Origin of the sequence: Pseudomonas sp. 06C 126 (assembly GCF_001855215.1) — a bacterium.
In the GTDB taxonomy this organism is placed as follows: Bacteria; Pseudomonadota; Gammaproteobacteria; order Pseudomonadales; family Pseudomonadaceae; genus Aquipseudomonas; species Aquipseudomonas proteolytica.
This window is the reverse complement of the sequence record NZ_MIFU01000003.1, coordinates 1-26,299: the sequence shown is the minus strand read 5'-3', so window position 1 is coordinate 26,299 and position 26,299 is coordinate 1. Positions and strand designations below refer to the sequence as shown.

23 protein-coding genes are annotated in these 26,299 nt (G+C 63.4%); 4 read left to right on the top strand and 19 right to left on the bottom strand.

Going from position 1 to position 26,299, the window contains the following annotated elements; translation table 11 throughout:
* Positions 1 to 45 precede the first annotated feature (45 nt).
* Both BHC62_RS03210 and BHC62_RS03205 read left to right on the top strand, forming a co-directional pair.
* Positions 46 to 939 carry a glycine betaine ABC transporter substrate-binding protein gene (locus tag BHC62_RS03210; RefSeq protein WP_083335408.1) on the top strand — a complete coding sequence of 298 codons (894 nt, stop codon included), beginning with the start codon at positions 46 to 48 and terminating at the stop codon, positions 937 to 939.
* A 144-nt stretch (positions 940 to 1,083) separates the two neighbouring features.
* Entirely contained in the window at positions 1,084 to 1,737 is a 654-nt protein-coding gene (locus tag BHC62_RS03205; RefSeq protein WP_029291141.1) for an oxygen-insensitive NAD(P)H-dependent nitroreductase NfsB, read from the top strand.
* Between the two features lie 135 nt (positions 1,738 to 1,872).
* On the opposite strand, the gene BHC62_RS03200 is transcribed toward BHC62_RS03205, so the two are convergent.
* From BHC62_RS03200 to BHC62_RS03190, 3 genes are all read right to left on the bottom strand, one after another.
* Complete coding sequence (locus tag BHC62_RS03200; protein ID WP_070994197.1) at positions 1,873 to 2,814, bottom strand: p-hydroxyphenylacetate 3-hydroxylase reductase component; 942 nt, start codon at positions 2,812 to 2,814, stop codon at positions 1,873 to 1,875.
* A 63-nt stretch (positions 2,815 to 2,877) separates the two neighbouring features.
* Complete coding sequence (locus BHC62_RS03195; protein WP_029291137.1) at positions 2,878 to 4,047, bottom strand: p-hydroxyphenylacetate 3-hydroxylase oxygenase component; 1,170 nt, start codon at positions 4,045 to 4,047, stop codon at positions 2,878 to 2,880.
* A gap of 377 nt (positions 4,048 to 4,424) precedes the next feature.
* On the bottom strand, positions 4,425 to 5,516 hold the full coding sequence (locus BHC62_RS03190; protein ID WP_029291132.1) for an NADH:flavin oxidoreductase/NADH oxidase: 1,092 nt from the start codon (positions 5,514 to 5,516) through the stop codon (positions 4,425 to 4,427).
* A gap of 58 nt (positions 5,517 to 5,574) precedes the next feature.
* Here BHC62_RS03190 and BHC62_RS03185 point away from each other — a divergent pair, with 58 nt between their 5' ends.
* The gene (locus BHC62_RS03185; protein WP_029291131.1) at positions 5,575 to 5,910 is read left to right on the top strand and encodes a helix-turn-helix transcriptional regulator; all 336 of its coding nucleotides are present in this window, start codon (positions 5,575 to 5,577) and stop codon (positions 5,908 to 5,910) included.
* A 52-nt stretch (positions 5,911 to 5,962) separates the two neighbouring features.
* Here the strand turns inward: BHC62_RS03185 and BHC62_RS03180 are convergent, their stop codons facing one another.
* From BHC62_RS03180 to BHC62_RS03105, 16 genes are all read right to left on the bottom strand, one after another.
* A complete protein-coding gene (locus BHC62_RS03180; RefSeq protein WP_070994196.1) occupies positions 5,963 to 6,817 on the bottom strand; it encodes a transporter in 855 nt (284 codons plus the stop codon).
* 86 nt (positions 6,818 to 6,903) lie between these two features.
* Positions 6,904 to 9,003 (bottom strand): PQQ-dependent dehydrogenase, methanol/ethanol family, encoded by a 2,100-nt coding sequence (locus BHC62_RS03175; RefSeq protein WP_070994195.1) that lies wholly within the window; start codon positions 9,001 to 9,003, stop codon positions 6,904 to 6,906.
* A 113-nt stretch (positions 9,004 to 9,116) separates the two neighbouring features.
* Entirely contained in the window at positions 9,117 to 10,058 is a 942-nt protein-coding gene (gene feaR / locus BHC62_RS03170) for a transcriptional regulator FeaR (protein WP_070994194.1), read from the bottom strand.
* Between the two features lie 80 nt (positions 10,059 to 10,138).
* Positions 10,139 to 12,703 (bottom strand): EAL domain-containing protein, encoded by a 2,565-nt coding sequence (locus BHC62_RS03165; RefSeq protein WP_070994193.1) that lies wholly within the window; start codon positions 12,701 to 12,703, stop codon positions 10,139 to 10,141.
* A 117-nt stretch (positions 12,704 to 12,820) separates the two neighbouring features.
* Complete coding sequence (gspN, locus tag BHC62_RS03160; RefSeq protein ID WP_070994192.1) at positions 12,821 to 13,483, bottom strand: type II secretion system protein N; 663 nt, start codon at positions 13,481 to 13,483, stop codon at positions 12,821 to 12,823.
* Positions 13,480 to 13,911 carry a type II secretion system protein GspM gene (gene gspM, locus BHC62_RS03155; RefSeq protein WP_083335407.1) on the bottom strand — a complete coding sequence of 144 codons (432 nt, stop codon included), beginning with the start codon at positions 13,909 to 13,911 and terminating at the stop codon, positions 13,480 to 13,482. Before gspM ends, gspN begins: the two co-directional genes overlap by 4 nt.
* Positions 13,908 to 15,017 carry a hypothetical protein gene (locus BHC62_RS03150; RefSeq protein ID WP_070994190.1) on the bottom strand — a complete coding sequence of 370 codons (1,110 nt, stop codon included), beginning with the start codon at positions 15,015 to 15,017 and terminating at the stop codon, positions 13,908 to 13,910. Before BHC62_RS03150 ends, gspM begins: the two co-directional genes overlap by 4 nt.
* Positions 15,018 to 15,031: 14 nt before the next feature.
* Positions 15,032 to 15,622, bottom strand: coding sequence for a type II secretion system protein J (locus BHC62_RS03145; protein ID WP_070994189.1), 591 nt, complete (start codon positions 15,620 to 15,622; stop codon positions 15,032 to 15,034).
* A complete protein-coding gene (locus BHC62_RS03140) occupies positions 15,619 to 15,984 on the bottom strand; it encodes a type II secretion system protein (RefSeq protein ID WP_029291117.1) in 366 nt (121 codons plus the stop codon). The genes BHC62_RS03145 and BHC62_RS03140 overlap by 4 nt, the downstream gene beginning before the upstream one ends.
* Complete coding sequence (gene gspH, locus BHC62_RS03135; protein ID WP_070994188.1) at positions 15,981 to 16,430, bottom strand: type II secretion system minor pseudopilin GspH; 450 nt, start codon at positions 16,428 to 16,430, stop codon at positions 15,981 to 15,983. The genes BHC62_RS03140 and gspH overlap by 4 nt, the downstream gene beginning before the upstream one ends.
* Positions 16,431 to 16,432: 2 nt before the next feature.
* Positions 16,433 to 16,891 carry a type II secretion system major pseudopilin GspG gene (gene gspG, locus BHC62_RS03130; RefSeq protein ID WP_371128903.1) on the bottom strand — a complete coding sequence of 153 codons (459 nt, stop codon included), beginning with the start codon at positions 16,889 to 16,891 and terminating at the stop codon, positions 16,433 to 16,435.
* 29 nt (positions 16,892 to 16,920) lie between these two features.
* A complete protein-coding gene (gene gspF, locus BHC62_RS03125; protein WP_070994187.1) occupies positions 16,921 to 18,123 on the bottom strand; it encodes a type II secretion system inner membrane protein GspF in 1,203 nt (400 codons plus the stop codon).
* Positions 18,123 to 19,571, bottom strand: coding sequence for a GspE/PulE family protein (locus tag BHC62_RS03120; RefSeq protein ID WP_083335409.1), 1,449 nt, complete (start codon positions 19,569 to 19,571; stop codon positions 18,123 to 18,125). Before BHC62_RS03120 ends, gspF begins: the two co-directional genes overlap by 1 nt.
* A 5-nt stretch (positions 19,572 to 19,576) precedes the next feature.
* Positions 19,577 to 21,526, bottom strand: coding sequence for a type II secretion system secretin GspD (gene gspD, locus BHC62_RS03115; RefSeq protein ID WP_104912521.1), 1,950 nt, complete (start codon positions 21,524 to 21,526; stop codon positions 19,577 to 19,579).
* Between the two features lie 7 nt (positions 21,527 to 21,533).
* A complete protein-coding gene (locus tag BHC62_RS03110) occupies positions 21,534 to 21,986 on the bottom strand; it encodes a hypothetical protein (RefSeq protein ID WP_070994186.1) in 453 nt (150 codons plus the stop codon).
* The gene (locus BHC62_RS03105; RefSeq protein WP_070994185.1) at positions 21,959 to 23,611 is read right to left on the bottom strand and encodes a lipoprotein UxpA; all 1,653 of its coding nucleotides are present in this window, start codon (positions 23,609 to 23,611) and stop codon (positions 21,959 to 21,961) included. Before BHC62_RS03105 ends, BHC62_RS03110 begins: the two co-directional genes overlap by 28 nt.
* Positions 23,612 to 23,843: 232 nt before the next feature.
* Between BHC62_RS03105 and BHC62_RS03100 the strand changes: the two genes are divergently transcribed.
* Positions 23,844 to 25,874 (top strand): PhoX family phosphatase, encoded by a 2,031-nt coding sequence (locus tag BHC62_RS03100; protein ID WP_070994184.1) that lies wholly within the window; start codon positions 23,844 to 23,846, stop codon positions 25,872 to 25,874.
* Positions 25,875 to 26,299: the final 425 nt, after the last annotated feature.

Below are 26,299 nucleotides of genomic sequence, written 5' to 3'. Positions count from 1 at the left end.
CTGTTCATGCGTCCCACGCCGCTCAATCATCGTGAAGGAACAACCATGGGTAAAACCACACCAAGGCGTCCGGGTAAAAAGCTGCCTGTGACCCATCAAGACTTCGCCCGGGCCAATATCGCCAGCGGCTCACGGCGGGTACGGCTGGGTGTCACGGACCTGTCGTTCCACCGCGCCACGGCCGCGGTAGTCGCCCAGGTCATGCAGCACATGGGCCTGACCGTGGAGCGCCAATATGCCCTGCACGAGGACAACTTCAAGCGATTGCGCGAAGGCGCGATCGACATGATTGCCTCGGCCTGGATTCCGTTCAGCCACGGCATCTACAAGCAGACCGTCGATGCGGTGACGCCCACCCGTGAACTGGGCCTGCATTACGAGCCCTATGCATTGTGGGGTGTACCTGACTACGTGAACGAACAGGAGGTGGCCTCCATTGAGGACCTGCTCAAGCCAGCCGTGCGCGCCCGGATGCACCTGCTGATCCAGGGCATCGGACCTGGGGCCGGGATTACCCGGTTCTCGTTGAAGATCATGGATGAGTACGGCTTGAACCGCGCCGGGTACCAGTTCCGCACAGGCTCCCAGGATGACTGCATTGACGCCTTTGAAGCCCTGTACCGCCAGCAGCGCTGGGGCGTCGTGCCGCTGTGGCATCCGCAGTTCCTGCATCACCGCTATCGCATCCGCGACCTCAGCGACCCCAAGGGTTTGCTCGGCAGCGTCGACCGGGCCGTGCTGCTGGCTCGCGAGGATCGCCTGGCGCTACTGACAACCGCCGAGATCCAGGTGCTGGACAACATTCGCCTGTCGAACGCCATCGTTGCCGAGCTCGACGACGCCTTCAATCGCGGCGAACAGTCGGCTGACGAAGCGGCAAGCGACTGGCTGGCAAGGCACCCGGAAACGTTGCGCCGCTGGTTGGCACCGCTGGCCTGAACAGGCGCGTCTTTAAACGTATTTGAAGATTTCTGAAAAAGCGGCCCCGTCCATCCCCCACCAAAGGGCTGGACGGGACATCCGCGCCGCGCACCTGCGGCAACGCACCCAAGGCTTCAACTAACCAAGAACGGGGACTCAATGATGGACATGGTCACACTTTCCAAACGCCGTTACACCGCCAAACTCTTCGATGCTTCACGCAAGATTCCCAAAGCCACCCTGGAGCCGTTGCTGGAGCAACTGCGCAACAGCCCCTCGTCGGTCAACTCGCAACCCTGGCACTTTGTGGTCGCAGAAAGTGAGCATGCCAAAGCACGTATTGCCAAAAGTGCCGAAGGTGCCTTTGGCTTCAACCAGGCAAAAATCCTCGACGCCTCCCATGTGCTGGTGCTGTGTACCCGAACCCAGATGACCGAGGAGTACCTGCAGGCCCTGCTCAGCCAAGAGGCCAGCGATGGACGCTTTCACGACGAGCAAGCCAAGGCAGGCCAGGACAGAGGGCGGCACAATTTTGTCAACTTGCATCGCTATGACCTCAAGGACGTCCAGCACTGGATGGAGAAACAAACTTATCTGGCCCTGGGCACCCTGTTGCTGGGGGCTGCAGCCCTGGACCTTGATGCCACGCCCATGGAAGGTTTCGACAGCAAGGTGTTGGATATCGAACTGGGTTTGCGTGAGCGCGGGTTTACCAGTTCAGTGGTGGTAAGCCTGGGATATCGCAGCAACGAAGACTTCAACGCCCGCCTGGCAAAATCCCGGTTGCCTGCCCAGGTTCTGTTCGACTTTATCTGATCGCGGTGGCAACCAGCCGGCCAAGCGCATATTCCTGTGGGAGCGAGCTTGCCCGCGATTGTGGTGTACCTGACCCACCGCTATCGCGGGCAAGCCCGCTCCTACAAGGGATAGGCTACGACTTTATCGTCATTATCAATGCTGGATCACCGCCTTGAGCACGGTCTTGAAGGTCTCCAACTGTTCATCGCTGAATTGGCTGAAGACCTTGTCCTGCTGCTCACGGGCGATGGTCCACAACGACTCGGTTTCGTCGATGCCCTTGGTGGTCAGTTTGACCCGCTCCTGATCATCGCGTACCAAGGCCTTGCGCTTGAGGTTGTTGACCGCCTCTTCGATCTCGCGCGCCGGCATTGCTACTTCGCGCTGCAGCTCGGCCAGGCTCAGGCCGGCGTCGTTCTCCAGCACCATCAGCATCCGGGCTTCGCTGGTGCGCAGGCCCGTAGATAATTGACGCGGTTGGTAGCTGGCCTGATAGGCCCGCAGCGCCTGGGTCATCAGGTAGTACAGGTTATGGCTCAGGCGGCCCTGGAAATGGCTGCTCGGTGGCTGGCCTTCCTCGCGCTGGGTCATGCGGGTGTGCGGCAGCACCATGGAATAGGCGCCCTGGTGATACAGCAATGGCGAACGACCGCAGTCGTCGAAGGCAACCACTTTGCCAATCATGATCCAGTGGTCCCCCCCGTCGACCTGCTGGAACTTCTCACACTCAAAACGTGCCGAGCAGTCGGCCAGAATCGGTGCCCCGCCCTCGCCGGCCTGGTACTCGACTTCGGCAAACCGGTCTTCCTTGGGCCGGGCGAAGTTGTTGGACAGGTCGATCTGATCGGCGGCCAGCACGTTCACCGCAAAGTGGCTGGCCGTCTCGAACACTGCATGGCTGGTCGAGCGTTTGTCGATGCTCCACAGGATCAGCGGCGGGTCCAGGGACACCGAGTTGAAGCTGTTGGCGGTCACCCCGACCTTGCGCCCGTGGGCATCAGCTGCGGTCACCACCGTGACACCGGTGGCGAAATTGCCCAGGGCGCGGCGAAATGCGCGGGTATCGAATGCGGTGCTTGGGTTTTCAGTAGACATGCAAGGCTCCCGGGCAGGCCGATGGCCCTGCCCTGATTGTTCTTATAGGTAAAGAGTGGTGGGTCAGACCATTGCCGGGTCCGGCTCCAGGCCCATCAGTTCACGCCCCAGGATCTGTGCGCAAACGTCGTAGTCGGTATAGGCATGCGCCCCAGTGAGGTGAGCGTCGCGGAACAGACGTTGCAGCTCGTTGGTTTCAAACCAGGCGCCGCCGCCCGCCGCTTCCATCAAGCGATCCACCGCCTGGATGCACATTTTGGTGGCGTAGCCCTGGTTGGTCCGCCAGAACGCCAGGGTGCCGCGGCTGGGGTATTCATGGCGTTCGCTGTGCTCGGCGATGTCGTCCCAGCTCTTTTCCAGCAACGCCCGCGCGGCGGCCACCTGGTGGGTGGATTCAGCCAGGCGCATCAGCGCCGGTGTCGCAGCGCCGACTGCCGCACCGGTGTAGGCTCGTACGCGGTTTTTGGTTTTTTCACGGAACACGTCGAGCATACGCTCGGCAATCCCCAAGCTGACGGTGGAGAAGCCGCTGGCAAAATACGGACGGTATGGCGCGAAGAAAATCTTGCTGTCGGGGTACAGGCCAAAGCCCGCCGACTTGCCTTCCATCATGTCCTTGGCCTTCTGGATGCGGTGCTCGGGGACGAAGGCCTGGTCGACGATCAAGGTCTTGCTGCCACTGCCGCGCATGCCCACGGCAAACCAGTCGTCACGAATCGTGTAGTCACTGCGCGGCAGCACGGCGAAGCAATAATCCTGGGTGCCTTCGGCGTTTTTGCGGCGAAAGCCCATGATCGCCCATTCGGCATGATCGCAGCCTGAGCTCCAGCCCATCTCGCCGCTGAAGGTCACGCCACCGGGCACTTCTTCGGTACGCCCGAACGGCGCGATGCTGCTGCTGGCGGTGGCGTCCGGGTCAGTGCCCCAGACCTCGTCCTGCAGCTTTGACGGGAACATTGCCATCTGATGGCTGTGAGTACACAGCAGGCTCATGGCCCAAGCGGTACTTGCGCACGAGCCCGCCAACAGGGCGATGCACTGGGCAAATTGCGGCAAGGAGATTTCCATGCCGCCGTATTTCTTCGGCAAGAACGCGCGGTGCATGCCGATGCCCTTGAGCAACGCGATGTTCTCGGCAGGCACGCTACGGTCTTGCTCGGCGGCGAAGGCATTGGCAGCAATGGTGGGCAGGACTGACTTGAGGTCTTCGAGCAGAGGGTTTGGCTTTTTCATGGGTTGTCTCTTTATTATTGGATATCCCCATTCCTGGTGCGTCTGCGCCCTGTTCAAGCCAAAGGCAGGATAAAACAACCGGGAACGTTCGTAATGACGCGACCAGTATGTGGCGCTTGGTCGCAGCGCAAAATGCACGTTCCAAATGGAAGATTGTACTTTCCATGGCCCACAAAAAAGCCGCCGCAGAAACTGCGACGGCTCGGCCGAGGTGGAACAAGATCCAATGGGCGCTGCTTGCCTGCGATAGCTGTGTGTACCTGCCGGAAAAGTAGCGCCTGAACCACCACTATCGCGGGCAAGCCCGCTCCCACACTTGACCGGGTTGGAACGGGATCACTGTGGGAGCTGGCTTGCCTGCGATAGCGTCGTGTGCCTCAGCGATAGCGCTCAAGCCAATGCGCATAAGGCGCCGGCAGGGTCCAGGAGGCCTTGTCCACGCCCAGTTCCTTGGCGGCGAAGTACGCCCAGTGCGGGTCGGCCAGGTGTGCGCGGCCCACGGAAACCAGGTCCAGATGACCGGCCTGCAGTGCCCCTTCGGCCAGTTGCGGCGTGCCGAAACCCCAGGCCGAGGTGACCGGCAGAGCGGCTTCACGACGTACACGCTCGGCAATCGGCCCCATGAACGCCGGGCCCCAAGGGATATTGGTGTCGGGGATGGTGAAGCCAACACTCACGCTCAACAAATCCAAACCGCCGTCCTTGAAGCGACGGGCCAGTTCAATGGATTCCTCCAGGGTCTGTTCGTCACGCCCGTCATATTCGATAACACCGAAACGCGCGGTCAGCGGCAGGTTTTCCGGCCAGACTTCACGCACGGCGGCCAGGGTTTCCAGGAGGAAGCGGCTGCGGTTGTCGAAGCTGCCACCGTAGGCATCGGTGCGCTGGTTGGAGTGTTCGGAGAAGAAGCTCTGGCCCAGGTAACCGTGGGCGAAATGCAGTTCGATCCACTCAAAGCCAGCGTCGCGGGCACGGCGTGCGGCATCGACAAAGTCCTGCTGTACCCGGGCGATATCTTCCAGGGTCATGGCCTGGGGGACTTTCGGCAGGTTCGCACCAAACGCGATCGCCGAGGGTGCCAGGGTTTGCCAGCCTCGGGCGTCGCCGGCGGGGATATGGTCGTCGCCTTCCCATGGGCGGTTGGAACTGGCCTTGCGCCCGGCGTGGGCGATCTGGATGCCGGGCACCGAGCCTGCTGCCTTGATCGCTTGCACCATGGGTACGAAGGCTTGCGCATGGGCATCGCTCCAGATACCGGTACAACCGGGAGTGATCCGGCCTTCAGGGGCCACGGCGGTCGCCTCGACCACCACCAGGCCGGCGCCCCCACGGGCCAGGCTGGCGAGGTGGACGTGGTGCCAGTCATTGACCATGCCGTCTTCGGCCATGTACTGGCACATCGGCGGAATAGCGATGCGATTGCGCAACGTAACGTCTTTGAGCGTAAAGGGTTCGAACAATGCAGCCATGGGAATGCTCCTGAAACGAGGGTAACGTTTGATTCGATAGTTCGATCTTAATCGAACTATGGTAATCAATGCTAGCCCTGTTATCATTCGTTTCATGCGAGCCTTTAAACATCCCTCCTCTGAAGAATTGACCCTCGAACGCCTGCTCTACGCGTTGAGCGACCCCGTGCGCCTGGACATCGTGCGTTGCCTGGCCGGGGTGGAAGAAGCCAGTTGTGGCGAGTTGGACGGCGGGCGTCCAAAGTCCAGCATGTCCCACCACTTCCGGGTTTTACGGGATGCGGGGCTGGTGCATACGCGCAGCGTTGGCACCACCCATATGAACTCCTTGCGGGCCGATGTATTGGCCGTGCGGTTTCCTGGATTGCTGGAGTGCATTCTGTCCCAGCAGTGAGGAACTCAGGCGCCCTTTCGGGCGCCATCGCCGGCAAACCGGCGCCTTCGGGTCAGTAGAAATACGCCAGGCGAAACTGCAGCGAATTATCGATCTTCACCCCTTCACGCACTGATGTGTCATGCATCAGTTGCCCCAATAACTGCACCTGTTTGCCCAGCATCGTGGCCACGGTAAAACCCACCGTGCCATTACTGCGGCTGGTGGCCAGGGTTTCATGGTCCAGCGTCTCGCGGGCGCCCCAATTGTGGCGATAGGAGACCGCCGCGTAAGTCTCTGGGGTGAAGTTGTAGCGCAGGTGGTTGTGCAGTTGCAGCAGCGGATCTTTCTTGGCATCGGTGGCGCGCTGTTCGCCGTAGAACTCCGTCTCGGCAATCACATCCCAGGTGATTTTGTCGGTCAGCCCCTTGATATAACCCACCTGGAAATCCACGGCCCAGCGGTTGCTGCTCAGGGCAAACCCCTGGTTCTTGTCGCTGCCCGTGGGCGCGGTGACAAACGCCGACCACCCCAGATGCTCGTTGTTGGCCAGATCCGCAATGGTCCACACCGTGCCGCCAAACGTGATGTCGCCCAACCCCGAGTTCTTGCTGTCGCTGGCACCGATCTTCTGGTAGCCGAAAGGAATGACGATCTGCGGATCCCAGGTCAGCCCGGTGTTGAAGAACTCGGTGAAGTGGATCAGGCGCAACACGCCAACGGTCATGTCCAGGTCAAGGTTGTCGGCGACTTTCTTGCCGCCGGAGTAGACCTTGTCGCCCCGCGGGTTCTGCTGGTACAGCACCACCACATCGGTGCCCTGGGGCAAGGCCGTGTAGTCGCCGGGGTCGGGTTTGACGTCGGCATGGGCCAAAGGCGCCAGGCTGGCGAAAAGTGTGCCGAGGGTCAACGTGCTCAGTGTTTTCATGGCGAGTCCATCTTATTGTTATTGGAGGCAAAGCTTCGCCATGACGACTCCATGGGAAGTCGCCAGGCGCAGGTTTCAACGAGGGGTCAGTGGTGCGTCTTGAGATCGGCCTGCAAGTCCTGGGTCCGCTTGACCAGGTATTGGCGCAGCAGCTCCATGTCTTCGCGCTGCAGAATGTCAGAGAAGTTGGGCATGCCTTTATTGATCAACGCACCGCTGACATAGGCTGGAAATGCCGCGTGCTTGTTGTCGTCCAGATAGCGCAGGTCTGGCACCACCCCACCGCTGATCGCGTTCAAGCCATGGCAACCGGCGCACAGGCCGTTGAACATGTCACGCGCCTGGGCCAGTTGCCCGGGTGTCGCCGTGAGTACTTGGCGAGTGGTCGGCAGCACAGGCGCAGCCTTGGGCGGTGGCAGCTCGCCGGTGGCGCCGAGCTTGAAGGCAATCACCCGCGACTCGGCCCGTACCTTGCCCTTGTTGGTCAGCGGTCCGGTCAACAGCGGCAGGATCCCGCCCCACCCCACCGAAAACGCCACGTACTGCTCGCCGTTGACCGTATAAGTGACCGGCCCCGCCATCACGCCGGAATTGGCCCGGTGCTCCCACAGTGGCTTGCCGGTGTCGGCACGGTAGGCCACCACCCGCCCGTCGGCGGTGCCCTGGAACACCAGATTGCCGGCGGTGGCGAGGGTGCCGCCGTTGCCGGCACTGACGTAGGGTTGTTTCCACGCGGCTTTCTGCGTCACCGGGTCCCAGGCGATCAACTCACCGCTCCAGGCATCACGGATCTGGTTGAGCACTTTCGGGTCTTCCGGCAGGTCCGGCACATCCAGGCCAAAGTTGACCACCGACTTGTTCGGCAGGAACTGCGGGGCCTTGGCCGCCTTCAATTCGGCCAGGGTGTACTGCGCCGGTATGTACACGTAGCCGGTCTTCGGGCTGTAGGACATGGGGTGCCAATTGTGCCCACCGAGGAAACTCGGCTGCACCACCTTCGGCTCCTTGGAATAGTCCGCCGCGCCGGTGAGGATCGGCCGCCCGGTCTGCAGGTCGATGCCACTGGCCCAGTTCACTGGCACGAAGTTGTTCGCTGACAGCAGTTTGCCGTTGGTGCGATCAAGGACGTAGAAGAAGCCGTTTTTCGGCGCCTGCATGATCACCTTGCGCACGCTGCCATCAATCTTGATATCGGCGAGGATCATGTGCTGGGTCGCGGTGAAGTCCCACTGGTCCTGTGGCGTGACCTGGTAGTGCCAGACGTATTCGCCGGTGTCCGGGCGCAGCGCGAGGATCGACGACACATACAGGTTGTCGCCCTTGCCATTGCTGCGGAACCGGTAATTCCACGGCGAGCCGTTGCCGGTGCCCACGTAGAGCAGGTCCAGTTGCGGGTCGTAGGCCATCGAGTCCCACACGGTGCCACCGCCGCCCCACTTGACCCAGCCGTCGCCATCCCAGGTTTTCATGGCCTTGGCCATCGCGGCGTTTTCCGCTGGCAGCTTGGGGTCGCCCGGCACGGTGTAGAAGCGCCACACTTGCTTGCCGGTGTCGGCATCGTAGGCGGTGACGTAACCGCGCACTCCGAATTCGGCGCCGCCGTTGCCGATCAACACCTTGCCCTTGACGATGCGTGGCGCACCGGTGATGGAGTAGCTTTTGCTGCGGTCAATGATCGTGTCCACGCTCCACACCGGCTGGCCAGTGCCCGCATCCAGCGCAATCAGGCGCCCATCAAAACTGCCCACGTAGACTTTGCCCTGCCACACCGCCACGCCGCGATTGACCGGGCCGCAGCAGCCCTGGCTGAGGTTTTCGGCGGGCACTTTCGGGTCGTATTTCCACAGCAACTCGCCGGTGGCCGCATTGATCGCATAGACGATGCTGAAGGCGCCCGTGGTGTACATCACCCCGTCGACCACCAGCGGCGTGGCTTCGGTGCCGCTGTCGATATCCAGCTTGGTGGTCCAGGCCATGCCCAACTGGCCGACGTTGCCGGCATTCACGCGGTCCAGGGGGCTGTAGCGTTGCTCATCGTAGGTGCGGCCGTGGCTCATCCAGTTACCGGGCTCCTGGTCGGCGGCGATGATTCGCGCCCCATCGACCTGGGCCGGCCCGGCCAAGGCGAGCGAAGCGCACGCGGCCATCAGCAGAGGCGTGCCCAACAGCAGGCTCCGTGTATTCATTGTTATTGTTCTCCAACATTAATCGGTTCTGGCCACGCTATTAGAGGGCCTGCCACGCGCGACCACTTGACTGAGGCTGCCAAAGCCCTTGGCATTCCCTGCCAAAGCGCTGCCTAAACCGGCTGCTGGCGAAAGTCCCGGGGCGCATGTTGGAAGTGCCGCTTGAAGGCCCGACTGAAATGCGCCGCGTCGACAAAGCCCCATTTGAAGGCGATCTGGGTGATCGACTCATGCCGCAAATCCCGAGCGCGCAGGTCCTGTGCCACCCGTTCCAGACGGCGCTGCTGGATATAACGCGCGATGCTTTCATGACGTTGCTCGAACAGCCGGTATAGCTGGCGCACCGAGACATTCAGGTGCCGCGCCAGGTACTCGGGGCCAAGGTCGGTTTCTTGCAGGGAAGCTTCCACCAGGCGCGTGGCCAGGCCGTAGATATCGTCCTGCCCCACGCAGGCAAAACCCGGCTGGCCCTCGGCACGCGCGTCCAGGCCGGCAGCCGCCAGGCCGATCATGGCTTGCTCCACGGCCGGGCCATCGTTCTCGCCGCCATAGCCGTCACTCAGTTGCGCATCCTCCAGGGAGCGCACCAGTGCACGAATCATATGGGTGGCGACGCTATTGCGCGCCAGCTTGCCAAACAAGCGCTGCTGGCCGAACTGGCGGGTAACCTCGGCGCGTGACAGGTGCACCGAGGTATTCTGCACCAGCCCCTGGGGCTCGATCTCGAAGGCCTGGGCCGAGTCCACCAGGGCGATATCGTCCGGCCCCAGTTCGATCACCCGGTGCTGCTGACGGATGCGCTGGTGCCCGCTGCCCTGCAGGATCAGAAAGCAGTGGCGGTCATCGTCGCCATCGCCGTGGGTGTGATCGCGGCTGATCAGCCCGGCATTGGTGCGGATATGGGCCAACTCAAGGCCACACACATCCTGGCCATGGACGCTGCCGATAAACAGGCTGTGTCGATCTGAGCGCGCGGTGCTGAAATTGCCGCATACCGCACGCAAGTCACGATTCCAGTTGGCGAACTCAACGCAAGGGTTCAACAAGGCAGGCATACCCCCTCCCACAGACCATTTATAGTTATATTGTTAACATATTATCTATATAGGGTCAGCGCAAGCGTGGTAAGGCGCTGCTAATCATTCCGGCCCGTGATCAACGCACTGATCGCCTGGGCATTCACCGGCACGCTGAGGTAGAAGCCCTGCGCCTCATCGCACTGCACATCCTTCAGTGCCTTGAGCTGGTCGAGGGTTTCCACGCCTTCGGCGGTCACCGTCAGCGAGAGCGCGCGGCCCAGGCCGACAATCGCCTGGATGATCGACTGATCGCCGCCGCTGGCGGTCAGCCCACCGACAAAACTGCGGTCGATCTTCAGCCCGTCGAAGGGGAATGAGCGCAGATAACTCAACGATGAATAGCCGGTGCCAAAGTCATCCATCAGCAAGCGCACGCCCAGGGCCTTGAGGCCTTGCATGGTGTCCAAGGCGATTTTCTCGTCGTTGAGCATCACACTTTCGGTCAACTCCAGCTCCAGTCGCGCCGGGTTCAAACCCGTCTCGACCAGCACTGCTTTGACCCGCGCCACCAGGTGTCCGCGCTGGAACTCGGTAGAGGACAGGTTGACCGAAATCATCACATCCTCAGGCCAGCCAGCGGCCGCCTGACAGGCCGCGTGCAGTACCCAATTGCTCAACGGCAGGATCAACCCGGTTTCTTCGGCAATGGGGATAAACACGTCAGGGCCCAGCAGCCCGCGCCGCGGATGTTCCCAACGCACCAAGGCCTCGGCGCCGGCCAGGCGCTTGCCTTCGATGCGGTAGCGCGGCTGGAAATCCAGGCGCAGCTCACCGTTCTTGATGGCATGGCGCAAATCCGCTTCAAGCTGGCGCCGCTCAATGATCCGCGCGTTCATATCGCCCGCATAAAAACGCCAGGTATTGCGCCCGCTTTCCTTGGCTTCGTAGAGCGCAATATCGGCATAGCGCAGCAGGTCTTCGGCCAGGGTCGCATCCACCGGCGCCATGGCAATACCAATGCTGGCGCTGATGAATACTTCATGTTCAGTGATATAAAACGGCTGCTCGATACAGTCGATCAGGCGCCGACACAGGCCTTCTACTTCCAACGGCGAACTCATGCCCGCCACCACCAACATAAACTCGTCGCCGCCAATGCGCGCAACCAGGTCGTCACCGCGCAGGCAGCCCTGCAAGCGCCGCGACACCTGGTTGAGTACGTCATCGCCGGCCGCGTGCCCCAGCAGGTCATTGACCGGTTTGAAGCGATCGAGATCGATACTGAGCATCACCAATGGCCGTTCCAGGGTCGGCACCGCCTTGAGCTTGCCCTCGAGGAATTCCTGCATGCGCGAGCGGTTGGCCAGCCCCGTCAAGGCATCGTGTTGCGACAGGTATTCAATGCGTCGCCGGGCCTGTACCTCTTCGGTGATGTCACTGGCAGTGCCCCGATAACCCTGCCCCGGTATCTCGCGCACCGACAACCGGCAGATCCGTGGCTCGCCGTCACCCGACAGGTAGTTGCATTGCACGATGGCATTCGGGCGATGGGCGTGGTCCTTGAACCAGCTGGACAGCAGGCCCTGATCCGAGGCCAATAGGTCATCCGCTGCCAGCCCCAGGCAGTTGGCGCCCTTGAGGCCGGTGATCATATCGAAACGCTCCGACAGGTAGGTGAAGCGCAAATGGGTGTCCAACTCCCAGATCCAATCGGATGCCGCCTCGGCCACATCGCGAAAACGCGCCTCGCTGACCAACAGCGCGGCACGACTGGCTTGCAAGGTGGCGTAGTTGCTGTCCATGATCCGCGCGGCGGCGGTGCTGCGGCGCTGGATCACCCAGGCCATCAGGGCGAAGATCAGCCCGGCGACCGTGACCAGGGGCACGACCAGCACCAGCAACTGGTGCCCCGGGTCATCCGAGTCCCATTGCACCATGCCGGCATTGTCCCTGAGGCTCAGGCTCGGGACGCCGGCCGGCGCCCCGCCAGGCGGGACGACCCGCAGGCCTTGCACGCCAAAGTCCTCGCCCAACGCGGCCAGACGTTGCGGCGTGAGCTTGGCAATGAAGATCAACACAGAGGCGGGCCCACTGTCGGCTTTCACGTCGGGGTCGGTGCCCGGCGTCAGCGCCGCAGCGGCCATCACGGCGGGCGTCCCGTCTGCCTGTATCAGCCGGCTCACCGATTGGCTGTTGACGGCGGCCTCCCTGGCCTGGGCCAGCAGTGGCTCGATCGGGATGTGCAACCAGTCCTGCACTGCCACGGTCTGCAACTGGCCATCAATCACCGAATACACCGTCCGGCCAGCAGGATCGACAACAAAGACCCCCTGGAAGCCCAAGTCGGCAAATAGCGTCGAGCCAAGGTTCTGGCGGACAAACGCCCAATCCACATCCACCTGCTGATGCAGGTGGGTGTAGGCGTCCCCCCAAAATGCATAGTCCTTGACCGTAGCGCCGGCAACCCGCTCGACAGACAGCAAGGCGTTTTCGATATCGATCCGGCTGTGCTCGCCAGCATCGTGATTCAGGTGATCGGCAATCGAAACCAGCAGCACCCCGACCAACAGAAACATGGCCAGTAACAGCAGCGAACAGGCGAGCAGATAAGCCCGTGCGGTAGAGAGATTGGAAACTTTGCCTTCCAGCGACGACTTCGGATCAACGTTGAGCTTTTCCATAGCGCTCCAGGCGCCAAGGCGCCCTGACAACCCGCACCGAAAACCACACCACGCACACACAGCTGCGCGACTGCCTGCCCATAGAAGATAGACACTATTTCGCGATCCATCGAACGATCAGGGTTTACCCAGCACCTTATTGAAGCTTTGCGCGGCCGGTTGCAGCCAGCGCGCCTGCACCAGCAGCGGGGTCACGGCGGCTCCCGGCTCGACCTGCCCATCCACCTGCAACCGCTTTGCGGCGGCCTGGACCTTGAAATGGTGCTCGGCCGCTAATTGCACATCCGCCAGCAGCCGCAGGCCATCGCTGCACTGTAGTTCGATCCGGGCGTTGCCCAGCTTGACCAGCCACGGGCTCAACAGCGCAAGGTCGTGCCCCACCAACTGGCCTTCAGTGTTACGACAACTGGCCCCGGCGCCATTGACCTGCAATCGACCTTCCCAGCGACCGTCCAGCACGAACATCGGCGCCGGCACGGCATTGACCGCGCGCGGTGCCAGTTGCGCCTGCCACTTCCATGGCCAGCCTTGGATCGACAGCGCCCATATGCGCTGTTGGAAGCCCAGGTTCACCTGCGCCTTCCACGGCCGTAGGTGCCACTCCACCGGGCCCAGGGCGCCGACCCGCGCCGCGCGGCCATGCCATACGCTGCCCGCGACACCGCTGGGCTGCCAGCCCGCCGGCCAGGGTATTTGGCGGGCGACAAAGCTGGCTGGCAGTTCCAGCAGCAAGGTCAGGGCAAACACCAGAACGGCCCACGTGATAAGCGCGCGACTCATGGCCGCGCCGCCACTTCCAGGCTAAAGGCATACCTCTGGCCGCCCCCCTGTTCAAGGCTCCACTGCAGCGGCCGTGCCCCCTGCTCCTGCACGGTGCGCAGCAGTTGTTGCAGGGCCTGGGGCCCGGGCAGCTCGCCTTGCAATTGCCAGCGTTCGCCCTGCTGTTCGACACGGGTCAACACCCATTGGCGCGACACCGCCAGCGCCTGCCATTGCTCGTTGGAAAACGCTGCGGGCGGTAGCAGCGCACTGGCTTGCTGCGCCAGTGCCTGCCACTGGCGCGCGTCCTGCCAGGCTGCCAACAGCGGCCGCGTCAGCAACACCAGCAGCAACAGCACAACGGTTGACCAGCCGGCCAGCAGGCTATAGCGGCGCTTGGGCGGCAGTTGGTTGAAGTGGGTCAGGTACGCTTGCATCCGGGCGTTCATGGTTGTTCTCCCAGATCAAAACTCAGGTGCAGTTGCCCGCCAGCGCCCTGTGCCTCATCCATCCATTGGGCACTCGCGAGTTGGGCAATGGCCTGCCATTGGGTCGGCTCCGGCCGGGGGCCATTGCCGCGCAGGGCGAGGCGCCAATGCTTGCCGTCAAACGCCATACTTGTCACCGACCAGCCAGGTTGCTGTTGCAACCAGGCCGAGAGTCCCTGCTCCAGGGCCACGATCTGTTGCTGGCGCACCTGCCACTCGTTCGCCGCGCCTTGCACCCGCGCCAACGCCGCACGGGCCTGTTGCGGGTTGCTGGCGGGCCCGGCCACCGCCCGGACCTGGGTTTTCCACACGTCGACCTGACGCACGCTCTGCAGCAGATACACCGCCCCCCAACAGGCCGCCAACACCATGCATCCCAGCAGCAAGTGGCGCTGCAAGCGGCTCATCATCGGCGCTCGCTGCGCGCGCACACGCGTCGGCCGCGAGCCTTCCAGCACACTGGGCAATTGTTCCAGGCGCGACAGCCGCGACGGCCAGTCGCCCGCAAGCGTCTGCGCAGGCAGGTCGCGCCAGGCCTGGGGCAAGCGCTCACCCAACGCCTGCGGCCACACCAACCATTGCCGGGAGTGGGCCTTCAGGCACAGCAGTTGTTCGCGCTGCCAACGCACCGCGTGCCCCGGCTCGGCGTCTGGCAGCAACTGCAACTCCGCCCAGCCGTGGGTAATTTGCACGCCAAGTGCGGCACACTCGGCCAGCCATTGCTGCACCTGCTCGCGCTGCATCACCAATAGCTCCAACTGCCCAGCTTCACGGGACAGGCAACTGACCAGTAACGCTTCGGCGGGCTGCTGCGCGTACTCTTCAAACAATTGCGGCCACTCATGGCGCTTGAGACCCGGCGGTGCCGGCAGGCAGAAATGGCTGCAGTCAAGCGCCGGGATAATCAAGGCGCCCGGCAGTTGCAGCAGTGCGGCCGGTGGCGGCCAGGCGCCGCTTGAGCAAGCCCGTTGCGCGCTGTAGTGCAGCCACTGCCAACGACCTTCGGCGAGGCTTGGCGGACGCATCAGCAACCATTCCCGGGGTTTGGCCCGCAGACGCTCAAACATACCGGTGCTCCCACTCACGGCTGGGTATCGGGCAAGGCGAAGGTACAGACATAAGGGGCTCCATGATGCTCGAACTCGATCCGCACGCCGCGATTGGGCTGGGCGGCAACAGTAGAAGGAAAGGCCAGCCAACGCGTGCCCTGATAAAAACTGAACGTGGCGCGCGCGACCGGCGCCAATGATTCCTTGAGCGTCCAGCGGGGCTTGCTGGCCGCGTACAGGTCGGCCGAGACCCACAGCTCGAGGCGCTGCTGGCGCGCATCGAACAACAGGCGCTGGCGTTGTACGCGCGATGCGCCGTCGGCGGGCGGCCATGCGGCCAGGGCCACCCACTGCAGTTGCCCCAGGCTCGGCTGCCACTCCAGCCAGGCCAATTCCAGGGGCAAGCGCTGCTCGTACAACTGGCGCAACACCAGGGCATCGAAGCGGCGCTCCAGGGCCATGCACAATTCCAGTACCTGGGGCTCGCCGCCGGGCTCCTCCAGGCGCTCACGCACCTTGACCCAGCCATTGACCAGAGCCGCCAGCAACACCCCGACCACCGCCGTGAGGGCCATCGCCACCAACAACTCCACCAGGGTCAAGCCGCGCTGCGTGGCCTTCATGGGCGCACCAGAAACAGGCTGAATTGGCCCAGGGGCTGGCGCTGCTCGGGATCAGCAAAGAGCGTCAACTCACCACGACGCAAGCGGTTGACCCCGGTATTGCCCAGGGTCAATTGCCAATGACAGGTGCCAAGCCCCTGCCGCAACTGACCGCTCACCACATTGATCTGCGGCCAGTACTGCTCCACGCCAAACCGCGTCTCCAGCTCCCGCGCGCACAAACTGCCCAGGCGATGCTGCGCGACGGCCTGGTGGGTAGCGATGCGCTGGCGCAGCAACTGGCTGACCATCACCGCCATCAGGGCGGCAATCCCCAGGGCGACCATGACTTCGAGCAAGGTAAAACCTCGTTGGCGCTTCATGGCAGGGTCGCGATATGCAAGGTGTTGTCGGCCTGCCATTGCCAGCGCTGGCGGCCCTCGGCCCAGCGCCAGGTCAATGACACCGGGCGGGCCAGCCCCGATGGGGTGAACATCACTTGGGGCTCGCTGCTCACGGGCCAGTCAGGTTGCAGGCCGGCCGGCCAGGGCGCGCCGCGCGAGGGTTCGACCCGCCACCCAGGCGCCCCCCGCCCAGCCTGCCAGCGCACGAACTCGGGGCTGCGGCCATTCCAGCGCAAGCCCAGCAACTGCCCGGCATGCCGGGCCTGGGCGGCCTGGCTGCGCGCCTCGTTGGCCAGTTGGGCCAAGGCCTGGCGCATCGGCGCCTGACCGGCATCGAGGAAGGCCACGCCCAGGGCGCTGAACAAACCGACGATCAACAACACCACCAGCATTTCCAGGAGCGAAAACCCGCGACTGCGCCGCATGCCTAGAGGTCCCAGTTACCGATATCGGCATCGGTGCCTTCACCGCCTTGCTGGCCGTCAGCCCCCAGGGAAAAGAGATCCACCCGGCCATGCTGGCCTGGCGTGCGGTAGCCATAGGCGTTGCCCCACGGGTCCTCGGGCAGCCGGCGGATATAGCCGTCGGCGCGCCAGCTGCGAGGCAACGGCTCCAGGGACGGTTTGCTGACCAGGGCCTGCAAACCCTGCTCGGAGGTAGGGAACCGCAGGTTGTCGAGGCGGTACATATCCAGCGCCTGCTCCAGGGTCGCCAGGTCAGCCAAGGCCTTCTGGCGCATGGCCTTGTCCTGGCTACCGAGCACGCTGGGGGCGACCACCGCGATCAGCAGGCCGATGATAAAAATCACCACCATGATTTCCATCAGGGTGAAACCGCGTTCGCGACGCTTGACCGCACGATTGCCTGGCATGGCGTGCTTTTCCATTTCAAGTTCTCCAGTTTCAGGTTGTCTGTTCAAAGGCTAAGGCCCTGATTGAGCTGCATGATCGGCAGCAATACCGCCAGCACGATGAACAGCACCACCGCGCCCATCAGCAGAATCATCAGGGGTTCGAATAACGCCAGCAGCAGGTCGACCTGGCGCGCAAAACCACGTTCCTGGTTGTCGGCGACCCGCTCCAGCATGTCGGGCAAGGTGCCGCTGGCCTCGCCGCTGGCGACCATGTTCAGCAGCATCGGCGGGAAGTGCCCGCTGGCACTGAGGGCGCGGTACAGGGTCACGCCGCCCTCGACCTGCTCACGCACGGTTTCCAGGGCTTGGTGAATCTGCCGGTTGCCGACCGTGGCGGTGGCGACCTCCAGGGATTCAAGCAACGGCACCCCACTGCCGAGCAAAATCGCCAGGCTGCGCGACACCCGCGCGCTTTCCAGCACCGACAAGAGCACGCCAATACGTGGCAGGCGCAGGGCCAGGCCGTCACGGCGCAAGCGCCACAGTGGCCGGCGCAGTAAAACCCGCGCACCCAGCGCCAGCAGCAAACCCAGCCCCAGCAACCACGGGCCCAGCATCACCAGGCCTTCGCTGGCGCCGATCAGCACCCGGGTAATCAACGGCAGGCTTTGCCCGGTGTGGCTGAACTGCTCGGTGAGCTTGGGCACCACAAAGGTCATCAGGCCGATCACCACCGCTAGCGATACGAGGATCAGCACCGCCGGGTAGATCAACGCCGTGCGCGCCTTGTGCCGCTGTTTTTGCACTTGCTCCAGGTGCTCGGCCAGGCGCTCCAGGACCGGCGCCAATTTGCCCGAGCGCTCACCGGCCTCGACCAGCGCGCAATACAGCGTGTTGAACTGCCCACCCTGGCGGCGCAGGCTCTGGGCCAGGCTCAAGCCTTCGCCAAGGGCGCCGCGCACCGCCACCAGCAGGTTGCGGATCGCCGGTTCTGCCAGTTGGCGTTCCAGGGTGCCCAGGGCATCCACCAGTGGGATGCCGGCACTCAACAGCGTGGCCAACTGGCGGGTCAATTCGCACAGTTGCCCATGGTTCAAACGTTGCCCACGCGGGCTCGACAGGCTAGCGCCCTGCACTTGCAGTTCACGGGCGAACAGGCCTTGCTCGCGCAGCAGTTGCCGGGCATGGCGCTCGCTTTCTGCCTGGATACTGGCTTTGCGGCGATTGCCGCGCAGGTCCAGCGCCTGGTAGCGGTAGGTTGGCATCAGTCGCGCACCGCACGCAGGACCTGCTCCAGGCTGGTGTCGCCACGGCGCAGGCAGTCGGTGGCCATGGCGGTCAGGCTCTGGCGCTTGTCGGCCAGGTATTCGTGCATGGCCGCTTCGCTGGCGCCGTCGTACAGCAGGCTGATCAAGCCGGCATCCAGGGTGATGAATTCGTAGAGCCCGATCCGGCCGTTGTAGCCACTGCCCTGGCAGTCGTCGCAGCCCTGGGGGTGAAAGCTTTGTTCGAGGGTTGCCAGTTCCGGCCACAGCTGGCGCTCGGCGGCCTGCAATGGCGCAGGCGTTGCGCAATGGCACAAACGGCGCACCAGGCGCTGGGCCATGACGCCCTTGAGGCTGGAGGCGATCAGGAACGGTTCGATGCCCATGTCACGCAAGCGGGTGACCGCGCCCACCGCGCTGTTGGTGTGCAGCGTCGACAGCACCAAGTGCCCGGTGAGGCTGGCTTGCACGGCGATTTGCGCGGTCTCCTGGTCACGGATTTCGCCGAGCATGATCACGTCCGGGTCCTGGCGCAGGATCGCCCGCAGGCCACTGGCGAAGGTCATGCCGGCACGGGGGTTGATCGCGGTCTGGCCGATGCCGGTGATCGCGTATTCCACCGGGTCTTCGACGGTGAGGATGTTGCACGAGCCATCGTTCAGCGCATTGAGGCTGGCATACAGTGTGGTGGTCTTGCCCGAGCCGGTGGGCCCGGTGCTCAGCAGAATCCCGTTGGGCCGTGACAGGCAGGCGCGCAGGGCCTGCTCCACCTCGGCGGGCATCCCCAGGTTATTCAGGTCCAGCAGATTGGCCTGTTTATCCAGCACCCGCATCACCACGCGCTCGCCGTGGATACCGGGCAAGGTCGAGACGCGGATATCCACCTCGCGCCCAGCGGAGCGCAGGGTAATGCGGCCGTCCTGGGGCTGGCGTTTTTCGGCGATGTCCAGACGCGCCATGACCTTGATCCGCGACACCAGCATCGCCGACAAGGCCCGTGGCGGGCGCAGGATCTCGCGCAGATGGCCATCGACCCGCAGGCGCACCACCAGGCTCTGCTCGAAGGTTTCAATATGGATATCCGAGGCCCGCAGGCGCAGGCCTTCGGCGAACAGGCCGTTGATCAAGCGGATCACCGGCGCCTCGTTATCGCTCTCCAGCAAGTCTTCGATACGCGGCAGTTCGTTGATCAGGCTGTCGAGGTCAACCTGCTCGCCGATGCCTTCGATCAACGCCGCCGTGGCTGACTCGCCAGCCTGGTACAAAGCGCCCAGGCGCAGTTCGTACTGGGCCGGGTCAAGGTGCTCGACCAGTGTCGGCAGGCCATGCACCCGCAACACTTCCTGCAAGGCGTCGGTGTCGACATCCTCGCGCAGGCACAAGGTCCAGCCCTGCGGGCTCGGCGCCCGTGCCAAACCCGCCTGGCGCGCCAGTCGATAAGGCAACAACGTACTCACCACACGCCCTCGTCCAGGCGTTCGCGGCTGGCCGGGAACAGGCGCAGCAAGGCGTTGTTATCGGAGATTGCGGGCAATGCCAGGTTCGAATTTACCTTGAGGTTGCGGTACTTCTCGCTGCTCAGTTGGGCCAGGGTCTCGCCGTCGCGCATGATCCGCGGGCGGATAAATACCATCAGGTTCTGCTTGGTGCGCTGGCTGGCGTTGGAGCGGAACAGCCGCCCTACCCCCGGGATATCGCCGAGCCACGGCACACGCTGGTCACTGTTCTTGGCCTCGTCGCCGATCAGCCCACCGAGCACCACCAGGCCGTTGTCTTCGACCATGACCTTGGTCTTGATCTCGCGCTTGTTGGTGATCACATCGCTGGCGCCTGTGCTTTCGGCAATCGACGAGACCTCTTGCACGATGTCCAGGCGTACGGTGTTGTCGATATTGATCTGCGGCTTGATCCGCAACTTGATCCCCACTTCCTTGCGCTCGATGGTCTGGTAGGGGTTGGTGTTGTTTTGCGTCACCGAGCCCGTCACAAAGGGCACTTCCTGGCCCACCAGGATCGACGCTTCGGCGTTGTCCAGGGTCAGCAGGGTCGGGGTCGAAAGCAGGTTGAAGCCGCTTTCGCTTTTCAGTGCATTGAGCAGTGCAAGGAAGTTCAGCCCGCCGCCGTTGAGCTTGCCAAAGCCTGCGGTGGCGCCGGGCACATTGGCCAACAGCTTGCCCAGGCCAGCCGTGTCACCACTGGCAGCGGCCCCCGCCAGGCCGGCGATGCTCGTCCCGCCATTGGTAAAGTTCACCGCGCCGCCGCCAAACGAGTCACCCAAAAACAACCATTGCACCCCCAGTTCCTGGGCGCGGGTGTCGGAGACTTCGGCGATGATCGCCTCCACCACCACCTGGGCACGGCGGATATCCAGCTGTTCGACGATGGTGCGGTAGGCGGCGATTTCGCTGTCCGGGCCGACCATCACCACGGCATTGGTGCCCTCCTCCGACTCCATGCGAATCCCCGAGGCGCTGGCCGCCATCTGCTTGGGCGCGCCTTCCCCGGCCACGCCCTCGCCACCGGCGCCGGGGGTGTCCTGGCTCAAGCCGCGCAGCACCTTGACCACTTCGGCGGCGTTGGCATGGCGCAGGTACATCACCACGGTATTCGACGGGCGCAAGGCATTTTGCGGCTGGTCCAGTTGTTTGAGCAGCGCGCGCACCCGTTGGCGGCTGTCGGCACTGCCGCGCACCAGCAAGGCGTTGCTGCGCGGGTCGGCCACCACCTGCGCGCCATCGGCGCCCTGCTCGCGGGCCAGCAAGCGGGTCATCAATTGCGCGGTGTCGTTGGCGCTGGCGTTGACCAGGGGCAGCACTTCCAGGGGCTCCTGGCTGACCTGGTCGAGTTGCTGCAACAGCGCGTCGATACGGTCGAGGTTGCTGCGCCAATCGGTGATCACCAACAGGTTGGCCGACGGGTATGGGCTGATCACCCCGACGCGAGGGTCGATCAGCGGTTTGAGGATATTGAGCATCTGTTCACTGGCGGCGTTGCGCACGCTGAATACCCGGGTGGCCATGCCGTCGTTGGCTTGCGCCACCTGGCGCGCTGACTCCACCGGCACCGGCTCCAGGCGTGCGGCCTGGTCCGGCACGATCTTCACGCTGCCATTGGGCAGGTTGACGGCGGCAAACCCCTGGGCGCGCAACTGGGCGAGGAAGATGTCGTAGATCGCCTCGCTACCGAGCATGTCCAGGCTGCGCACCGTGACCTTGCCCTTGACCCGCGGGTCGATGATGAAGGTGGTGTTGGTGATGCGCGATACGCTGTCGATAAAGTCGGTGAGTTCGGTATCGATGAAGTTCACTTCATACAAGGCCGGTGCTTCTTCGGCGCCGACCGGGGTCACGCTCAAGGCCAGGCACAATGCGCTCAGGCCCAGGCATTTATTGATCATGTGCATCGTCGGTTCATTCCTTGCGCTTGAGGCCGATCACCGGGCGCTCAGTCGGCCATGGCAAGCGCTCGCGCTGCCCTTGATTGTCGAAAATCAGCCCGCGTTCATCGATGTCCTGCAAGACGATGCCCGGGGCCAGGCGCTGACCCAGGGTCAGCGTGCGTTCTTGTTGCGCAAAGCGCAGGACCAGCACCGTGGCGCGCAACGGCGTGGCCTTGAGGCTGCCCAGGTAATCGACCTTGAGCGTGGTCAACGGCAGGTCGTCGCTGGGCGCTTGGCGTGGTGTCCAGTGGCTGCTCAACAGGTCGGCGACCGGTGCGGGAGCCGCAGTTGGCACGATCGGCCGGGCGATCCCGTGCCACAGTTGCAACACGCATTGCGCCGCGAGCCAGGCCAACAACGTAACCAGCAGCACGTTGAGCAGGCTGCCTGCGCGGTTCAACTGAGCAGGCTCCGTGGATGCCATCCTGGGTGCCCTTGCACGTAACGCACTTCGGGCAATTGCAACGGCGCCAGTTGCCAATCTGCCGGTTGCTCGCGCAACCAGCCTTCCAGGTGTTGCCACAACGGTTGCCCGGCATCGGCGGCAAAGCCCAGGCCAAAGGTGCGGCAGGTGCCTACGGGTTCGGCAAACTCACTGACCCTTTTGCCGCCGGGGCTATAAGTGACTTGCCAGGGCTGGCCGAGCCAGCGCGGCAGGTCCTGGCTGTTATCCAGCAGCAGCGGCTCGCCAAACAGTTGCTCGGCGCCGTTTTCCAGGACCTGGCGCACCTGCTGCGCCGGTACATCAACCACCGGCGCCGGGTAACTGGCACTGAGGCTGATCAAGTGTTCGCGGGTGATCATCTGGCCGCGCGCCAAGGGGCTGTCATAACGCAGGCCCGGTAGCAGCACCGCGCTCTTGGGCTCGCGGGCCAGGGCCTGGTGCAACAGGCGATCCCAACTGCCGGCGCGCACATCGCGGCGCCAGAGGTTTTCCGGGGCCTTGGCCAGGGGTTGGTCGAGCCAGGCCGCGTGGGCGGCGCGTTGTTGTTGCAGGCGCGGTTGCAGGCGCTGGGCATGGGCCTGGGCGCTGGCATCCAACGCACTGGCCTGGGCCGGAAAAAAGCGTGCATCAAACCGCCATTGCCCCGCCTGCGCCTGGCAACGGATGCGAAACGCGCCGCTGGCCCGGGTCCCACCCAGCACCACCGGTACACGTTTGCCGGAACTCTGCAGGATCTCCACCGGCTGCGGCCACAGGTCCTGGCCACGGGCGCACAACATCAAGTCCACCTGGCCCAGGCGCTCCGCCAGCCAGAACCCCGGCCCGGTGCCGACATCGGCCAGGGCCACCACCAGGTCGGCTTCTTCACGGGCTTGGGTGAGCACCGGTTGCAGGCTGTGCAACCATTGCTTCAAGGAACCTTGCTGGTCCCGCGCATAAGGGTCGGTGATGCCGACGACGGCGATACGCACGCCCCCCCGGCGGAACACCTGCATTCCCGGGGTGGCCAGGCGTTGCGCACTGGCGCTGGCCAGGCCGGCGCCGAGCACCGGATGACCGAATTGCTGATACAGGCCCTGGCATTGTTCGGGCCACAGCACGCGTTCATCGCTGCTGACCCGTACTTCGCTGCCCAGCAACTGGCTGCCCTGGACCCCGGACAAGCCACGGGTCAGGTAAGCCAGGCCGCTGCCGTTCCAGCACTGGCCGTTTTCCAGGGTCAGGCTATTCTCATGCCCGGCTTCATCACGCAGGCGTTGCAGCACCGCGCCGAGTACCGCATAGCCACCGGTTTGTACGCTGTCACTCAAGGAGGCATCCAGCAGGCCATCCAACTGGCTGCCATCGGCTTGGCGAAAACGTGCATTGGCCCCGGTGATCCACGGCGCCTGGCCGATCCGTGTCGCCGGGCCCAGGCGTGTGGCGGGGACCACCGGGCGACCCGGCAGGCGCGCATCGAGGGTGTCGGCGATGTACAACAGGTCGACCGGCTGGCTGTCCGCAGGCCCCGCCGCAGCCCCCAGGCTAGAGCAGCCGGCCAGCCACGGCGCACAGGCGCCCAGCGTCATCCATCCCAATACATCGCGCCGCACCATTGAAGCCATTGTTCTCTCACCCTAGGGCTATCTCTTCTTTAAGGGCGGCATAGTGGGGGTCAATTAATGACGGTTTAATGTCAGTTTTTTAACAGGAGTGAAATAGGCATCCTTGTAACAAAAGGAAATAAAACAAATACACTTAAATACATTTTTAACAAAACCGACCGCGAATCATCACATTCGGCTCTTAGAGTTCGGGCTCCTTTCAAAAATCGTGATCTACAAAGGACCTGATGAAATGAGTCGAGAGACTGGCGACAACCAGAATCGCAACCTGAGCCTCAATGAGCCGATGGAATCGGTACTCACTGCCTACCTGAGCCGCCGCAGTGTGGTACGTGGCGGACTCGGCGCCGCGATCGCCATGATTGCCGGCACCGGCCTGACGGGCTGCTTCGACAGCGGCGGTGGCTCCGACCACGACACCCCGACCACGCCCACCAAGCCTGCGTTGAAGCTGGGCTTCAACTCGATCCCCGGCTCCCTCACCGATGCCTGCACCGTGGCTGCCGGCTACACCGCCCACGTCCTGGCCCCGTGGGGCACGCCGTTGAACAGCAACGCAGCCCCGTGGAAAAGCGACGGCAGCAACACCTCCACCGACCAGGCCAACTCGGTGGGCATGCACCACGATGGCATGCACTTCTTCCCTATCAACGGCAGCTCCACCGACGGCCTGCTGGCGATCAACCACGAATACATCGACGCGCAAGCCCTGCACCCGGCTGGCCCGACCCTGGTTGGCGGTGTGCGTCCGGTCGAAGAAGTGCGCAAAGAGATCAACGCCCACGGCGCTGGCGTGATGCGCATCACCAAGGTCAACGGCCGTTGGCAGGTGATGGAAAACGACCCGTTGAACCGTCGTTTCACCACCGCCACGGTCATGGACCTGGCGGGCCCGATGAAAGGCACCGACCACGTAAAGACCAAGTTCTCCACTACCGGCACCCAGACCCGCGGCACCAACAACAACTGCGGTAACGGCTACACCCCGTGGGGCACCTACCTGACCTGCGAAGAAAACTGGCCAGGGATTTTCGTCAACAAAAGTGGCGCCCGTCCGGCAGACCAGGTGCGCATCGGCGTGGGCACCGGCAATGGCAACTATCGCTGGGAGTCGGTGGCTGGCGACCCGAGCGAAGTAAACGGCGAGTTCAGCCGCTTCAACGTGACCCCAAGCGGCGCCACCGCGACCGACGACTACCGCAACGAAGCCAGCACCTATGGCTACATCGTCGAGATCGACCCCTACAACGCTTCGACCCGCGCCGTGAAGCGCACTGCCCTGGGTCGTTTCCGCCACGAAGGTTGCTGGCCAGGCCTGACCACCGCTGGCAAGCCAGTGGTGTTCTACAGCGGCGACGATTCGCAAAACGAGTACCTGTACAAGTTCGTCTCCACCGCCCTCTGGGACCCGGCCGATGCCAACCCCAGCGATCGCCTGGCCACCGGTGCCAAGTACATGGACAGCGGCAAGCTCTACGTGGCGCGCTTCAACGCCGATGGCAGTGGTAACTGGCTGCTGCTGGACGTGGCCACCAGCACCACCGACGGCAGCACCCTGGGCGCGAAATTCACCGACCTGCCGGGGATCATCCTCAACACCCGCGGTGCAGCCGATGCCGTGGGCGCCACGCCGATGGACCGCCCGGAGTGGACCTCGGTCAACCCGCTCAATGGCGACGTCTACCTGACGCTCACCAACAACACCAGCCGCACGGTGTCCAACCCCGCCAACCCACGGGTGAACAACAAGCACGGGCACATCATTCGCTGGCATGACGCCGATAACCAGGTGTCGTTCACCTGGGACATCTTTGTGTTTGGCGCCAACGCGGCTGGCAGCCCGGACCTCAACCGCTCCGGCCTGACCACCCTGAACCAGTTCGCCAGCCCGGACGGCATGACCTTCGACAGCCGTGGTGTGATGTGGATCCAGACCGACAACGGCGAAAAAACCCTGACCGATTACACCAATGACCAGATGCTGGTGGTAATCCCCACCAACATGGTCGATGCCCAGGGCAAGCAAGTGCCGGTCAATGCCCAGAACCAGGCCGACCTGCGCCGCTTCTTCGTCGGGCCTAATGGTTCGGAAGTGACTGGGGTGACCTTTACCCCGGATAACAAGACGGTGTTCGTCAACATTCAGCACCCGGAAAACTGGCCGTCGACCACGGTTGCCACGGACGTCACGGTTGGGACTGTGCGTCCACGTGCATCCACGGTGGTGATTCAGCGGGCCGATGGGGGGGAATTGGCGATCTGATCAGGGTGCAGGGGCCGACATGGTTCCTGCTTCACTGTTCTGGTGGGAGCTTTCGAGCCCCGGTGAGGCTGCGATGACGCGGTAATTGCCAGCATTGATGCTGACTGACCTACCGCTTTCGCAGCCTCGCCGGGGCTCGACAGCTCCCACATTTGTTTTGTGGTGCAGGCAAACCCCGCAACGGGCAACACTGCATGCGGGAGCTGGCTTAGCTCTTTGATGGTTCTTGGGGGTGTGTACATATCCGTTGCTGCGGTTATGGCGGCTTAGGGTTCCGCCCTTACGGCGGGTCACTTTCGAGAAGCGCGAAAGTAACCAAAGCGCTCTTGCCCCACCACTCGGCACCTCGCCTAGGCTCGGTGTGCCCGTCATCCGACATTGATTTGGGGGGCCGCCGCGATGGGCCATCCATGGCCCAGCGCGGC

Excerpts from the sequence above, each read along its gene's own strand:
- BHC62_RS03210 (WP_083335408.1), top strand. The coding sequence starts at position 46 with ATGGGTAAAACCACACCAAGGCGTCCGGGTAAAAAGCTGCCTGTGACC.
- BHC62_RS03205 (WP_029291141.1), top strand. The coding sequence starts at position 1,084 with ATGGACATGGTCACACTTTCCAAACGCCGTTACACCGCCAAACTCTTC.
- BHC62_RS03200 (WP_070994197.1), bottom strand. The coding sequence starts at position 2,814 with ATGTCTACTGAAAACCCAAGCACCGCATTCGATACCCGCGCATTTCGC.
- BHC62_RS03195 (WP_029291137.1), bottom strand. The coding sequence starts at position 4,047 with ATGAAAAAGCCAAACCCTCTGCTCGAAGACCTCAAGTCAGTCCTGCCC.
- BHC62_RS03190 (WP_029291132.1), bottom strand. The coding sequence starts at position 5,516 with ATGGCTGCATTGTTCGAACCCTTTACGCTCAAAGACGTTACGTTGCGC.
- BHC62_RS03185 (WP_029291131.1), top strand. The coding sequence starts at position 5,575 with ATGGTAATCAATGCTAGCCCTGTTATCATTCGTTTCATGCGAGCCTTT.
- BHC62_RS03180 (WP_070994196.1), bottom strand. The coding sequence starts at position 6,817 with ATGAAAACACTGAGCACGTTGACCCTCGGCACACTTTTCGCCAGCCTG.
- BHC62_RS03175 (WP_070994195.1), bottom strand. The coding sequence starts at position 9,003 with ATGAATACACGGAGCCTGCTGTTGGGCACGCCTCTGCTGATGGCCGCG.
- feaR (WP_070994194.1), bottom strand. The coding sequence starts at position 10,058 with ATGCCTGCCTTGTTGAACCCTTGCGTTGAGTTCGCCAACTGGAATCGT.
- BHC62_RS03165 (WP_070994193.1), bottom strand. The coding sequence starts at position 12,703 with ATGGAAAAGCTCAACGTTGATCCGAAGTCGTCGCTGGAAGGCAAAGTT.
- gspN (WP_070994192.1), bottom strand. The coding sequence starts at position 13,483 with ATGAGTCGCGCGCTTATCACGTGGGCCGTTCTGGTGTTTGCCCTGACC.
- gspM (WP_083335407.1), bottom strand. The coding sequence starts at position 13,911 with ATGAACGCCCGGATGCAAGCGTACCTGACCCACTTCAACCAACTGCCG.
- BHC62_RS03150 (WP_070994190.1), bottom strand. The coding sequence starts at position 15,017 with ATGTTTGAGCGTCTGCGGGCCAAACCCCGGGAATGGTTGCTGATGCGT.
- BHC62_RS03145 (WP_070994189.1), bottom strand. The coding sequence starts at position 15,622 with ATGAAGGCCACGCAGCGCGGCTTGACCCTGGTGGAGTTGTTGGTGGCG.
- BHC62_RS03140 (WP_029291117.1), bottom strand. The coding sequence starts at position 15,984 with ATGAAGCGCCAACGAGGTTTTACCTTGCTCGAAGTCATGGTCGCCCTG.
- gspH (WP_070994188.1), bottom strand. The coding sequence starts at position 16,430 with ATGCGGCGCAGTCGCGGGTTTTCGCTCCTGGAAATGCTGGTGGTGTTG.
- gspG (WP_371128903.1), bottom strand. The coding sequence starts at position 16,891 with ATGGAAAAGCACGCCATGCCAGGCAATCGTGCGGTCAAGCGTCGCGAA.
- gspF (WP_070994187.1), bottom strand. The coding sequence starts at position 18,123 with ATGCCAACCTACCGCTACCAGGCGCTGGACCTGCGCGGCAATCGCCGC.
- gspD (WP_104912521.1), bottom strand. The coding sequence starts at position 21,526 with ATGCACATGATCAATAAATGCCTGGGCCTGAGCGCATTGTGCCTGGCC.
- BHC62_RS03110 (WP_070994186.1), bottom strand. The coding sequence starts at position 21,986 with ATGGCATCCACGGAGCCTGCTCAGTTGAACCGCGCAGGCAGCCTGCTC.
- BHC62_RS03105 (WP_070994185.1), bottom strand. The coding sequence starts at position 23,611 with ATGGCTTCAATGGTGCGGCGCGATGTATTGGGATGGATGACGCTGGGC.
- BHC62_RS03100 (WP_070994184.1), top strand. The coding sequence starts at position 23,844 with ATGAGTCGAGAGACTGGCGACAACCAGAATCGCAACCTGAGCCTCAAT.